The sequence below is a fragment of the Wenyingzhuangia sp. genome, assembly GCF_039768515.1.
Lineage (GTDB): Bacteria > Bacteroidota > Bacteroidia > Flavobacteriales > Flavobacteriaceae > Wenyingzhuangia.
In genome coordinates, this window is sequence record NZ_JBDNAI010000113.1 from 1 (window position 1) to 13197 (window position 13197).

At 33.1% G+C, this 13197-nt stretch carries 12 protein-coding genes; 2 read left to right on the forward strand and 10 right to left on the reverse strand.

What is annotated here, in order from left to right:
• Window positions 1-16: 16 nt before the first annotated feature.
• The gene (locus ABF281_RS07305; protein ID WP_347181023.1) at window positions 17-1249 is read right to left on the reverse strand and encodes an HD domain-containing protein; all 1233 of its coding nucleotides are present in this window, start codon (window positions 1247-1249) and stop codon (window positions 17-19) included.
• A 75-nt stretch (window positions 1250-1324) separates the two neighbouring features.
• On the opposite strand from ABF281_RS07305, the gene ABF281_RS07310 reads away from it, so the two are divergent.
• Entirely contained in the window at window positions 1325-2878 is a 1554-nt protein-coding gene (locus ABF281_RS07310; RefSeq protein ID WP_347181034.1) for a bifunctional response regulator/alkaline phosphatase family protein, read from the forward strand.
• A 59-nt stretch (window positions 2879-2937) separates the two neighbouring features.
• On the opposite strand, the gene ABF281_RS07315 is transcribed toward ABF281_RS07310, so the two are convergent.
• The 9 genes from ABF281_RS07315 to hisG form a co-directional block, all read right to left on the reverse strand.
• A complete protein-coding gene (locus ABF281_RS07315) occupies window positions 2938-3594 on the reverse strand; it encodes a protein-L-isoaspartate(D-aspartate) O-methyltransferase (RefSeq protein WP_347181024.1) in 657 nt (218 codons plus the stop codon).
• 82 nt (window positions 3595-3676) lie between these two features.
• Complete coding sequence (gene hisIE / locus ABF281_RS07320; RefSeq protein WP_347181025.1) at window positions 3677-4270, reverse strand: bifunctional phosphoribosyl-AMP cyclohydrolase/phosphoribosyl-ATP diphosphatase HisIE; 594 nt, start codon at window positions 4268-4270, stop codon at window positions 3677-3679.
• Window positions 4271-4335: 65 nt separating this feature from the next.
• The gene (gene hisF, locus ABF281_RS07325) at window positions 4336-5091 is read right to left on the reverse strand and encodes an imidazole glycerol phosphate synthase subunit HisF (RefSeq protein ID WP_347181026.1); all 756 of its coding nucleotides are present in this window, start codon (window positions 5089-5091) and stop codon (window positions 4336-4338) included.
• A gap of 60 nt (window positions 5092-5151) precedes the next feature.
• Window positions 5152-5877 carry a 1-(5-phosphoribosyl)-5-[(5-phosphoribosylamino)methylideneamino]imidazole-4-carboxamide isomerase gene (hisA, locus tag ABF281_RS07330; RefSeq protein ID WP_347181027.1) on the reverse strand — a complete coding sequence of 242 codons (726 nt, stop codon included), beginning with the start codon at window positions 5875-5877 and terminating at the stop codon, window positions 5152-5154.
• Between the two features lie 76 nt (window positions 5878-5953).
• Window positions 5954-6535, reverse strand: coding sequence for an imidazole glycerol phosphate synthase subunit HisH (hisH, locus tag ABF281_RS07335; RefSeq protein WP_347181028.1), 582 nt, complete (start codon window positions 6533-6535; stop codon window positions 5954-5956).
• Window positions 6536-6601: 66 nt separating this feature from the next.
• Window positions 6602-7741, reverse strand: coding sequence for a bifunctional histidinol-phosphatase/imidazoleglycerol-phosphate dehydratase HisB (hisB, locus tag ABF281_RS07340; RefSeq protein WP_347181029.1), 1140 nt, complete (start codon window positions 7739-7741; stop codon window positions 6602-6604).
• Window positions 7742-7830: 89 nt separating this feature from the next.
• A complete protein-coding gene (hisC, locus tag ABF281_RS07345; protein ID WP_347181030.1) occupies window positions 7831-8877 on the reverse strand; it encodes a histidinol-phosphate transaminase in 1047 nt (348 codons plus the stop codon).
• Window positions 8878-8946: 69 nt separating this feature from the next.
• Window positions 8947-10230, reverse strand: a complete 1284-nt coding sequence (hisD, locus tag ABF281_RS07350; protein WP_347181031.1) for a histidinol dehydrogenase — start codon at window positions 10228-10230, stop codon at window positions 8947-8949.
• 66 nt (window positions 10231-10296) lie between these two features.
• Window positions 10297-11154 carry an ATP phosphoribosyltransferase gene (hisG, locus tag ABF281_RS07355; protein ID WP_347181032.1) on the reverse strand — a complete coding sequence of 286 codons (858 nt, stop codon included), beginning with the start codon at window positions 11152-11154 and terminating at the stop codon, window positions 10297-10299.
• Window positions 11155-11397: 243 nt separating this feature from the next.
• Here hisG and rimK point away from each other — a divergent pair, with 243 nt between their 5' ends.
• Entirely contained in the window at window positions 11398-12768 is a 1371-nt protein-coding gene (gene rimK / locus ABF281_RS07360) for a 30S ribosomal protein S6--L-glutamate ligase (RefSeq protein ID WP_347181033.1), read from the forward strand.
• Window positions 12769-13197: the final 429 nt, after the last annotated feature.

Genomic DNA, 13197 nt, shown 5'->3' on the forward strand with positions numbered 1-13197 from the left:
AAAAATTAAATCTTATTTAAGCTATTTTGATGCCTTTTGGATAGCAAAGAAAATGTTTCACTACGGGTTTGGTCAATGCTTGTATGTTCAATTGATCTGAAGCTTCTACAATATCAACAATATTTCCATCTTTATAATATAGGTATATTTTACTTGAAATATCGCTATATGCCTGATTAGAAATAGTATCATGAACAAAAAAATAACTTAAATCTTCTTTCGACCATCCTTTTTCTTCCATTTGATCTTTGACTTTTTGAAGATAATCTTCGCCATAAGGTTTACTGCTCAATTCTACTTTTAATAAATTCCTGTTAATGATCATCTCAGATAATTGAGACAATATTTTATCCTCATGACTTATCCAATCTTTTATAGCTGATAAAATATCATAATCATCTAACCTAGAAAAAGTTTTGAGGGTTTCAAGGGTGAAGGCATCTTCAACATCCTTGTATAAGAAATAGTTTAAAGCTCTACTAGACGATAGCTGAACTCCTTTATTGGCTAGATATTTTGCTCTTGCTAACAAATTTACCAACATTTTTTCAGCGACAACCCCTGCCTTGTGTAAATATACTTGCCAATACATTAATCTTCTACCCACAATAAACTTTTCTACTGAGTAAATTCCTTTTTCTTCGACTACGAGTTGTCCTTCCACAACATTGAGCATATCAATCAGTCGTTCTGAACTTATGTTGCCTTCAGCAACCCCAGTATAAAAGCTATCTCTTTTCAAGTAATCCATCCTATCAATATCTAATTGACTAGAGACAAGTTGATTTAAAAATTTCCTAGGATATCTACCCTCAAAAATCTCAATGGCTAAAGTCAAGTCTCCTTTAAATTCTTTGTTCAACTCCTTCATAAACAACAATGAAATAGATTCATGACTTACCCCATCAACAATACTGTTCTCCAAAGCATGAGAATAGGGACCATGTCCAATATCATGTAAGAGAATAGCGATAAAAACACCATTTTTTTCATCTTCTGTGATTCTTACCCCTTTGTTAATCAGCACTGTGACTGCCTTCTGCATCAAATGCATGCAGCCAACTGCATGATGAAACCTTGTGTGATGGGCTCCTGGATAAACTAAATTAGACATACCCATCTGCGTTATCCTCCTTAAGCGTTGAAAATATGGATGCTCAATCAATTCAAAAATTAATTGGTTAGGTATAGTAATAAAACCGTAAATTGGATCGTTTATTATTTTAACTTTATTAACAGGAGTTTTCAATATTTTGTACTTTTTGAATGGTGCAAATATAAAAATCTAAATTCTTATATTTAGTAAATACTTATTCTTAACATGATGAATACAATAGAAATCCTTTGGATTGACGATGAAATCAATCTTTTAACACCTCATATACTCTTTTTGGAGAAAAAAAACTATAACGTCTCGTCTTGCACTAATGGTGCTGATGCTATTGAATTGGTTAAAGAAAACAATTATGATGTTATTTTTTTAGATGAAAATATGCCGGGGCTTAGTGGCTTAGAAACGTTGATAGAAATCAAAAACATAAAAAACACAATTCCTGTCATAATGATCACTAAAAGTGAAGAAGAGTATTTGATGGAAGAAGCTATTGGCTCCAAAATTGCTGACTACCTTATCAAACCAGTCAACCCTAATCAAATCCTACTCAGTTTAAAAAAGAACTTAGATCACTCTAGGTTGGTTAGTGAAAGGACTACGATAAACTACCAACAAGAATTTCGAAAAATTTCTATAGAATTAGCAGCAGTTAATTCCCACGAACAATGGGTAGCAGTCTATAAAAAATTAATTTACTGGGAGTTAGAGCTAGAAAACATAGACGATGTTGGTTTACTCGGGATTCTAGAAAGTCAAAAACAAGAAGCAAACCAAATCTTCTTTAAATTTATCAAAAAAAATTATTCTGATTGGTTCTATGATAATGATGCCCCAGTTTTGTCTCATCAACTATTCAAGAAAATTATTTTACCTGAAATAGAAAAAAACGATAAAACGTTAGTGCTTGTTGTTGATAATTTACGATATGACCAATATTTAGTTTTAGAAAAAACCATTTTAAAACATTACAAAAACCCTAAAGAAATACCTTATTATAGTATTTTACCAACGGCAACACAATACGCTCGAAATGCAATATTTTCTGGTTTAACACCTCTAGAAATGAACAACAAACACAAGGACATTTGGCTCAATGACAATGACGAAGGTGGAAAAAACATGCACGAAGAAGAGTTTTTAAATAGACAACTTAAAAGTCTTAAAAAAAACCTCCCTTTCTCTTATCATAAAATAACCACTCAACAAACAGGTAAAGCACTTCTGAAAAAATATAATGAATACAGAGACAATAAATTTAATGTGGTTGTGTTTAATTTTATTGATATGTTATCACACGCCAAAACAGATACTAAGGTAATTAGAGAATTAGCTTCTGACGACAAATCATATCGTGCACTTTCCAATACTTGGTTTCAAAATTCTTCGATGCTTGAGTTGATTCAAAGAGCTCAAAAAGACAATATAAAACTGATCATCACAACTGATCACGGAACAGTAAATTGCAGTAGGCCCTCACAAGTGATGGGAAGTAAAGAAATTTCATCCAATCTTCGGTATAAGGCTAGTAAAAATATTTCTTACCAAGAAAAGGATGTCTATGCTGAACATGACCCAAAATCCATATTTTTACCGCAGGAGCACATGAGTAGCTCATATATATTTGCAAAAGACAATACTTTTTTCATATACCCTAACAAACAAAACTATTATGCTAATTATTTCAAAAACACTTACCAACATGGAGGCATTTCTTTAGAAGAAATGATTATTCCTTGTGTGATTTTAACCCCTAGAAATAATTAAAAACATTATACTTTATGAAGTTTTTTGAAATACCATTGACCTTTTATACGCTAAACCAACTAAGAAAAGTTTTTTAAACTTTTATCTTTCAACATAGGGACAAAAGCACATTTCTCAATCAATTGCTTGTCGAACAGCTTAGCAGATTTTCTGGTGATTAAAGTCATCATCTGTTCTTTGTCTCCAACGGGAATTACCATTTTTCCGCCTATTTGTAACTGAGCCAATAAAGCTTTAGGAACCTCTGGTGCACCACAAGTCACAATGATTTTATCAAAGGGTGAAAACTGAGTTAAACCCTTATAACCATCACCAAAACATGAATACTTTGGCTTGAATCCTAATTTAGGAAGTAGAGATTGGGTTTTTTTAAACAACTCTTGCTGACGTTCGATTGTATAGACTAAAGCTCCTAAATGAATCAAAATACTAGTTTGATATCCTGAACCTGTCCCTATTTCTAAAATTTTTTCTCCAGGTTTTATAGCCAACAACTGCGATTGAAAACCTACAGTGTAAGGTTGAGAAATAGTTTGTTTTGCTCCAATTGGGAAGGCAATATCTTGATATGCGTAATCTTCAAAACTAGCGTCCATAAATAAGTGTCTAGGGATCTCCCTAATCGCGCTTAATACTGCATGATCTGTCACTCCTTTTGTTTTCAAAACTGAGACCAGTCTATTTCGCAATCCTTGATGTTTAAATGTGTCCTTCATAACAACAATTAGTAGATTAATTTAAAAACAAAAGAGTTTGTGAAAGATTTCAAATCATTTATGGATCTTATGGATTTGTAATCTACTTCTGTCTTTTTCTTAACTCAGCAGTAATATCAGTCATTGTAAATCCCTTCGCTTGCAATAACATTAAGTAGTGGAACAATAAATCTCCTGCCTCATACAAGAATAAATCATCATTATTATCCATCGCTTCAATAACAGTCTCAACTGCTTCCTCTCCTACTTTCTGGGCTACTTTATTAATTCCTTTAGCAAACATGCTTGCCACATATGACTTTTGAACATCTTTATTCTTAACTCGTTCTGCAATTATATTCTCTAAAGTGGTTAAAAAACCGAAATTCTCTCTGTTTTCGTCAGCCCAACAGGTGTCAGTACCTTTATGACACGTTGGGCCTATTGGATTGGTCTGAATCAATAAAGTATCTTTATCACAATCGTTTTTAATAGAAACCAACTCTAAAAAATTACCACTTTCTTCACCTTTGGTCCATAATCTATTCTTAGATCTACTGAAAAAAGTGACTTTATTAGTACTTAAAGTTTTATCAAATGCATCTTGATTCATGTAACCTAACATCAATACATTTTTAGTTTCAGCATCTTGTATAATTGCAGGAACTAGTCCCTTTTCGTCAAATTTAATTTCCATATATAAACTGATCATTGAGTTAAGAGTGAGACTTTACGAATCACTCATTACTATTATTCTTTTTTTTATAATCTTACAGAGATACCCTGTTTTTTTAATTCTAACTTCAATTCAGGAATTTCAATCTCTTGAAAATGAAAAACACTCGCAGCTAAAGCTGCATCTGCTTTTCCTTGTTTAAAAGTATCAACAAAATGTTGCATGTTCCCTGCACCTCCACTAGCAATAATTGGTATATTTAATTCATCTGATAAACGCGACAAGGCTTCGTTAGCAAAACCGTCTTTAGTTCCATCGTTATTCATAGAAGTAAACAAAATTTCTCCTGCTCCTCTTTGTTCTACTTCTTTTGCCCAATCAAACAAATTTAATTCTGTTGGGACTTTACCTCCAACCAAATGAACAATCCATTCTCCTTCAATTTGTTTGGCATCAATAGCAACTACTACACATTGACTGCCAAATTTTTGAGACAATTCGTTAACCAGTTGTGGTCTTTTTACTGCTGAAGAGTTTACAGAAACTTTATCTGCTCCATTTTGCAATAAAATATCAACATCTGATACGGATGATATTCCTCCACCTACTGTAAAAGGTATGTTTACTTGAGAAGCTACATCACGAACTAAATTCACCAAAGTTCTCCTTCTTTCTTCAGTGGCCGAAATGTCTAAGAAGACCAATTCATCAGCTCCAGTTTCTGCATATTTTTTTGCTAGTGCTACAGGATCTCCTGCATCCCGTAAATCTACAAAATTAACTCCTTTAACAGTACGTCCATTTTTGATATCCAAACAAGGAACTATTCTTTTTGCTAACATATTATTGGTTGTTTGTTATTGATTGTTAGTTATTAGCTTTTTGTCAGCAACTAAAAACTATTAACTATTTAAGATAAACTGTTCCAATTGTTTTAAGCTAATTCTATTTTCATAAATCGCTTTTCCAACAATAGTACCTTCACATCCTAAATCTCTCAAACGAGGTAATTCATCAAAAGTAGAAATTCCTCCACTTGCAATCAATTTTACGTTTGGGCAATCTTTTAAAATTTTTTCATACAAATCAAAAGAAGGTCCTTGTAGCATTCCATCTTTGGCAATGTCTGTACAAATTACATACTGAATTCCTTCTTTTTGATATTCCTGAATAAATGGAATCAGATCTTCATCAGACTCTTCTAACCATCCGCTAATCGCAATTTTCTCATTATTTGCATCGGCTCCTAAAATAATTTTGTCTACTCCAAACTTAGCAATCCAACTTTTAAAGATAGTAGTGTTTTTAACTGCTATACTTCCACCTGTTATTTGAGTTGCTCCAGATTCAAATGCAATTTTTAGATCCTCGTCGGTTTTTAAGCCTCCTCCAAAATCAATTTTTAAAGCGGTTTTGGTTGCTATTTGTTCTAATACTTTATGATTAACAATATGACTTGCTTTAGCTCCATCTAAATCTACCAAATGCAAACATTCAATTCCGTGTGCTTCAAATTGCTTGGCTATTTCCAACGGATTTTCGTTGTATACTTTTTTTGTATTGTAATCTCCTTTTGACAAACGTACACACTGTCCGTCTATTATGTCTATGGCTGGTATTATTCTCATTTGTATTGGTTTTTAGTTGTTTACTACGTATTGATGGTTACAGAAAACGAATATCCATCAACACATAAACCAACAACTATAGATTCAAAAAATTCTCTAAAATCTTCGCTCCGTCTGTACTACTTTTTTCTGGGTGAAATTGTACTCCATAAAAATTGGCTTTTTGCAAAGCTGTAGCATATTGCACTCCGTATTCTGTGGTAGCAATGGTTTCTTTTGACAAGGGAGCATAATAACTGTGAACCAAATACATATAAGCGCCTTCTTTTACATCGTTAAAAATCTTAGAACCCAATCCTGTAATTTGATTCCATCCTATTTGAGGTACTTTTACAATGTTTTCAAAACGTTTTATATCTACATCAAAAATCCCTAAACCTTTGGTGTCTCCTTCTTCAGAATGATTACACATCAACTGCATTCCCAAACAGATGCCTAAAACAGGTTGTGTTAAGGTCGGAATCAAGGTATCTAATCCAGTTTCTTTTAACATTTTCATAGCAGAACTTGCTTCTCCCACACCGGGGAAAATCAGTTTATCCGCAGCCTTTATTTCTTTTACATCATTACTCAAAACAGCTTCATATCCCAATCGCTCAATAGCAAATCGAATAGATTGTATGTTTCCAGCACCATAATTTATAATTCCTATTTTCATTCTATAATTGGCCGTTGTTTATTAGGTTTTTGGAGTTAGTTCGTTTTGATATTAACAAATTATTATTTAAAGTATACCCTTTGTAGTTGGTAAAAACATTTTGTTTACATCTCGTTTTACAGCCATTTTCATTGCCTTTGCGAAGGCTTTAAAAACACCCTCTATCTTATGATGCTCATTGTCACCTTCGGCTTTGATATTTAGATTACATTTTGCCCCATCTGTAAAAGATTTAAACAGGTGTAAAAACATTTCTGTAGGCATATCTCCTATCCTCTCTCTGTTAAATTCTGCTTCCCAAACCAACCAAGGTCTTCCTCCAAAATCTACAGCAACTTGTGCCAAACAATCATCCATTGGTAAACAGAAACCATAACGTTCGATTCCTAACTTATTCCCTAAAGCTTTATTAAATAATTCTCCCAAGGCGATCATCGTATCCTCTATGGTATGATGCTCATCAACTTCCAAATCTCCTTCTACCTTAACCGTAAGGTCCATAGCACCATGTCGTCCAATTTGATCTAACATATGGTCAAAGAACTTTAATCCTGTTGAGATATGATTATTACCAGATCCATCTAAATTTAATTTTATATAAATTTTGGTTTCATTTGTATTCCTAGTAGCTTCATATACCCTATCCTCTAATTTCAAAAACTCATAAATTTTTCTCCAATCATTAGAAGTCAAGGCAATACAATCTGAAATAGCATTCTTGTCTGATTCTATTTCACTGGCACCCAAATCTAAATTTTCTGATAATAGAATTCCTTTTGCACCTAAATTCTTTGCCAATTCCATGTCTGTAATTCTATCTCCCAAAACAAAAGAATTTTCTAAATCATAGCGATCCTTATCAAAATACTGAGTTAACATACCCGTTCTTGGCTTTCGAGTCTCTGCATTTTCATGAGGAAATGTTTTATCGATATGAATAGTACTAAACACAACACCTTCATTCTCAAATGCTTGAATAATTTTGTGCTGAGCTGGCCAAAATGTATCTTCGGGAAAAGAATCTGTACCTAGTCCATCTTGATTGGTAACCATCACAAGTTCATAATCCAACTCATCTGCAATTCTTGCTAAATAACGGAAAACCTTTGGATAAAAAACAAGTTTCTCTAAACTATCTAACTGATAATCAACTGGAGGCTCAATACAAAGTGTACCATCTCTATCTATAAATAAAACTTTCTTCATGGGTTATTAGAATTAAGTGATCTATCAAAAATTGGTGTTATTTTGACTAAAAACAATATACCACACCAAATATTTAACTCTTTAATTTTCTACTCTTCAATATCTTTTAAAGCTTTTAACAAAGCTTTATTTTCTTTAATCGTTCCTACTGTAAAACGCAATGTGTTCTCACATAATAATTGTGTTGTTCTATTGCGTACTACAATTCCTCTTTTTATGAGTTCTTGATAACGTAATGTAGCATCATCGACTTTTACCAGCAAGAAATTAGCATCACTGTGATAAATTTTATCCACAAAAGAAATTTCTTTCAATGCAATTTCTAATTGACCACGTTCCTCCTTTATAGCTTCTACCTCTTCTTTTACATCTTCATATGCCAACAAACGCGCTAAAGCTTTCTTTTGTGTTAATTCACTAATGTTGTAAGGCGGCTTAATTTTATTCAAAACAGAGATGATTTCTTTTGAAGCATAACAGACACCTAAACGAATTCCTGCCATTCCATATGCTTTAGACATGGTTTGACTTACAATTAAATTGGGATGATTAGGCAGCTCCTTTATCCAACTAGACTCCGGTGCAAAATCTATATATGCCTCATCCACTACTACTAAACCATTGAAACCATTTACAATAGCTTTTATACTTGAATAGTGAAACAAATTACCTGAGGGGTTGTTCGGAGAACATAAGAAAACAATTTTTGTAGCCGCATCGATACTCCCTAAAATCTTTTCAACATTAGGCTGAAAATCAGAGTTTAAAACAACTTCTCTTATCTCTATATTATTTAAATTTGCTGATACATCATACATTCCATAAGAAGGTGGTAATGTAATTATATTATCATTATTGGGCTCACAAAAAGCCCTAAAAATCAAATCAATTACTTCATCTGATCCATTTCCTAACAAAATGTTTTCTTGGAGAACTCCTTTAATTTTAGCCAATTCAGACTTAACCGTCATTTGCATAGGATCTGGGTATCGATTGACACCATTTTCAAATGGATTCTCATTCGCATCAAGGAAAACCATACCATTAGTAACCCCTTGAAAATCATCTCTTGCAGATGAATATGGCTTCATATTAGCAACGTTTTCTCTTATTATATTTTTTAAAACGAATTTCATTTTAGCATTAGGCTTTATGTTTTTTATCATGGGCAAACGGCGATTGGCAAACAGCTATTTGCTAAAAAATTACTTCAAACTTTTTAATCTTAATGTCACCGCGTTTTTATGAGCGTCCAAGCCCTCTGCAGCTGCCATCAACTCAATAGCTGGCCCAATGGACTTTATTCCTTCTTCTGATATTTTCTGATACGTGATTTTCTTAGTAAAAGCATCTAAGTTTACACCACTATACATACGAGCATAACCATTTGTTGGCAAGGTATGATTTGTTCCAGAAGCATAATCACCAGCACTCTCTGGGGTCAAAGGACCTATAAAAACTGAACCTGCATTTACAATTTCACTTAAATATACATCTTCATTCAATACGTTTAAAATTAAATGTTCTGGCGCATATTCATTTATCATTTCATTTTGATCTACGATACTTTCTATTAAAATAGCGCTAGAATTTTTAATCGCTTCTAAAGCAATCTCCTTTCTAGGTAATTGACCTAGCTGCTTATCTAACTCTAATTGAACATCATCTATTAACTTTTGAGATTCTGTAACTAAAATAACTTGACTATCTGCACCGTGTTCTGCTTGTGATAGCAAATCAGAAACAACAAAACCAGGGTCTGCATCCTTATCTGCGACGACCATTAATTCACTAGGCCCAGCTGGCATATCGATGGCTAACCCTTGTGTCAAAGCAAATTGCTTTGCAGCTGTTACATATTGATTCCCCGGTCCAAAAATCTTATATACACTCGGTACGGATTCTGTCCCATAGGTCATAGCTGCAACTGCTTGAATTCCTCCTAATTTATATATTTCTGTTACCCCAACCAATTGTGCAGCATATAAAATAGCAGGATTAATTGTACCTTCTTTAGAAGGTGGTGTACACAAAACAATCTTTGTCGCTCCAGCAATTTTTGCAGGTACACCTAACATCAAAATGGTTGAGAATAAAGGTGCGGATCCTCCAGGAATGTATAAACCTACTTTCTCAATGGGTTTCGTTTCTTGCCAGCATTTTACTCCATTAGCAGTTGAGATTACCTTTTTCTCTATTCTTTGAGATGCATGAAAAGTCTCAATATTGTTTTTAGCTAGAACAATAGCCGCTTTCAACTCTTCTGAAACCAATGGAATAGCTTCTTCTAGTTCCTGATTAGAAACTTTTAAATTTGACAAAGTAACCCCATCAAATTTTTCCGTGAATCTCGTTAAAGCTTTATCTCCTTCAGCCTTGACTTCGTCAAAAACACTTTTCACAGTAGTTCCTAATGCACTTGATTCCTTAGCAGGACGTTGTGTGATTTTTGACCAAGAATTTTTTGCTGGGTTTATATACGTTTTCATATTTATCATCCTTTGGTTTTTATTTTAGCTAAAAACTATAAAACACTAGCTAAAATTACTTACACTTTACAATACCATTTTTTCTATTTCTGTGGTTAGGATACCCTCTGCACCTAACACTTTTAACTCATCTATAATTTCCCAAAACTTATTTTTAGGAATTACGGTATGTACTGAACTCCAACCTGCTTTTGCTAACGGCAAAACCGTAGGTGATTTCATACCCGGAATTATTTTTATGATAGCCTCTACTTTATCATTGGGTGCGTTTAACAATACATATCTGTTTGCTCTTCCTTTTAAAACAGACTGAATTCTAAATTGTAACTTATCTAACAAAACTTGTTTGTCAAGAGTCAATACAGGTGATTTTGTCAACACTGCCTCAGACCAAAACATGACTTCAGCTTCTTTTAATCCGTTAGCAAAGAGGGTTCCTCCAGAGCTTACAATATCACAGATACCATCTGCCAATCCTATATTAGGAGCAATTTCTACAGATCCTGCTATTTTATGATACGAAGCTTGAACACCTTTTTCTTTCAGAAATTTATCTAAAGTATTGGTATAAGTTGTTGCTATTCTTTTATTTTTAAAATACTCAATTCCTGTATAATCAACCTCTTTGGGAACAGCTAAGGAAACCTTACATTTAGAAAAACCCAATCGTTCTACAATTGGTAAATCTTCCCCTTTTTCAATCAAAGTATTTTCGCCCAATATAGCAATATCAACTACACCGTCTTGTAAATACTGAGGGATATCACCGTTTCTTAAATAAAAAACTTCTAGAGGAAAATTTCTAGCTGTTGCTTTCAACTGGGCATTTCGATGGTCAATAGAAATACCACACTCTTTTAAAAGTTGTAAGGAATCTTCATTTAATCTTCCTGATTTTTGAATAGCGATTTTTAATGTGCTCATTTAGTATGTGTTTGATCATTTATAAAATAAAAAACCCGCTTGAGTGAGCTCAAACGGGTTTGAAAAATATGTCTGTATACAACATAATCTCTCCTTCTCGCTTAAGCGTAGCACTGGACTTGATGATGATGTAAAATAACTTTCTTCATGATATTATATGATTGTACAAATATAAGAAATCATGACAATAACCAAAACATTTAAAAATTATTTTCATACTATTACAAGAAAAATAAACGAAACATGAATGACTTGAAAATTATAGGTAACAAAGAATGGTGTCATTTTAAAGAATTAAATATACCCGCTATCAAAGCAAGAATAGATTCTGGAGCAAAAACATCATCTATCCAAGCGACAGACATAACTACCTATAAAAAAAACAAAGAAGATTGGGTGCGATTTTATGTTCAGCCCATAACAGAAAATAGAAGTATTTCTATCGAGTGTGAAGCAAAAGTAATCTCAACTAGGATTGTGAAAAGTTCGTCTGGGATTCCAGAAAAAAGATTTGTAATCTCTTCGCCCATCACTATGGATAACGAAACATGGGATATTGAACTCACACTAACCAATAGGGACACCATGGAGTTTAAAATGCTTCTTGGTAGACAAGCCATGCAAAGTAAGATATTAGTCAACCCAGCAAAAGAATTTTTACTTGGAAATATTTCTAGCGATGCAATTGATGAAAAATATGAAACCTTTGTTATGGGGAAATCAGGATTAAAAATTGCCGTACTTGCAAGTAATCCAGATCTATACTCCAACAAAAGGCTAATGGAAGCAGGTAGAGCAAGGGGTCACGAAATGGTTTTCTTGAATGTACAACAGTGCTATATGAAACTTGATACTGAGACACCAGAAATAAGATACAGAGGAGGAAATGTAATTAATGACTTTGATGCTGTAATCCCAAGAATCAAAACTAGTATGACATTTTACGGTTGTGCTTTGCTCAGGATGTTTAAATCCTTAGGAACTTATTGCCTAAACGAAGCGGAATCTATAAGTTCGTCGCGAGATAAATTATTCTCATCACAATTGTTCTCAAAAAATGATATTCATATTCCAACTACAGGTTTTGCTAAATCTCCTTTAGACACAAAAGATTTAATAAAAATGGTTGGTGGTGCACCTTTAATCATTAAATTATTAGAAAGTACACAAGGAAAAGGTGTAGTTCTTGCAGAAACAAATAAAGCCGCAGAATCAGTAATCAATGCTTTCAAAAGCTTAAACGCTAATATATTGGTACAAGAATTCATCAAAGAAGCAAACGGAAAAGATTTACGATGTTTTGTTGTTGATGGAAAAATAGTGGCATCTATCGAAAGAAGTGCCACCAATGGAGAATTTAGAGCAAATATTCACCAAGGAGGAACTGCATCAATTGTCAAAATCACACCCGCAGAAAAGAAACTAGCTTTGAAATCTGCAAAAATATTAAACCTACCTGTAGCTGGTGTAGATCTGATCAGATCCAACAAAGGTCCTTTATTACTAGAAGTTAACTCATCACCAGGACTAGAAGGAATTGAAAATGCTACAGGAAAAGATATTGCTGGAAATATTATTCAAGCTATTGAAAAAAAACTAAAATATCAGATTTAGCATCAATAATCAATTCACCAAATAGTCCCTTATGGTCTTTTATAAGGGACTATGTAAATACGTGTAAACAAAAAGAATACATTTACAGCTAAGTTGGTTAAATAAGAAGGAAGTTTTTTTTATTCACAAAAGGTTTGATTACATTTTTTTTAAAGACTAAAGGCATTTAAGTATATATTATTTAACGCAGACAATATAACACTCAATAGAGTAGGCATAATAAAGTAAACGTTAATAAAATATAACCTGTCTTTTTATAATAATCTTTTAAGAATGTAGCTATTTTTCCTATTTGCTCTTTTTAAAGAAGCTTTCTCCCCTTAAGTTTAAAGCAAAAAAAAACTTCATTCAAGATCATGAATGAAGTTTTTAAAGAAAGGCGATGACATACTCTCCCATCTAACGATAGTACCATCTGCGCTAATAGGC

Coding starts and splice junctions, on each gene's coding strand:
- ABF281_RS07310 (WP_347181034.1), top strand. CDS start 1,325: ATGAATACAATAGAAATCCTTTGGATTGACGATGAAATCAATCTTTTA.
- ABF281_RS07315 (WP_347181024.1), bottom strand. CDS start 3,594: ATGAAGGACACATTTAAACATCAAGGATTGCGAAATAGACTGGTCTCA.
- hisIE (WP_347181025.1), bottom strand. CDS start 4,270: ATGGAAATTAAATTTGACGAAAAGGGACTAGTTCCTGCAATTATACAA.
- hisF (WP_347181026.1), bottom strand. CDS start 5,091: ATGTTAGCAAAAAGAATAGTTCCTTGTTTGGATATCAAAAATGGACGT.
- hisA (WP_347181027.1), bottom strand. CDS start 5,877: ATGAGAATAATACCAGCCATAGACATAATAGACGGACAGTGTGTACGT.
- hisH (WP_347181028.1), bottom strand. CDS start 6,535: ATGAAAATAGGAATTATAAATTATGGTGCTGGAAACATACAATCTATT.
- hisB (WP_347181029.1), bottom strand. CDS start 7,741: ATGAAGAAAGTTTTATTTATAGATAGAGATGGTACACTTTGTATTGAG.
- hisC (WP_347181030.1), bottom strand. CDS start 8,877: ATGAAATTCGTTTTAAAAAATATAATAAGAGAAAACGTTGCTAATATG.
- hisD (WP_347181031.1), bottom strand. CDS start 10,230: ATGAAAACGTATATAAACCCAGCAAAAAATTCTTGGTCAAAAATCACA.
- hisG (WP_347181032.1), bottom strand. CDS start 11,154: ATGAGCACATTAAAAATCGCTATTCAAAAATCAGGAAGATTAAATGAA.
- rimK (WP_347181033.1), top strand. CDS start 11,398: ATGAATGACTTGAAAATTATAGGTAACAAAGAATGGTGTCATTTTAAA.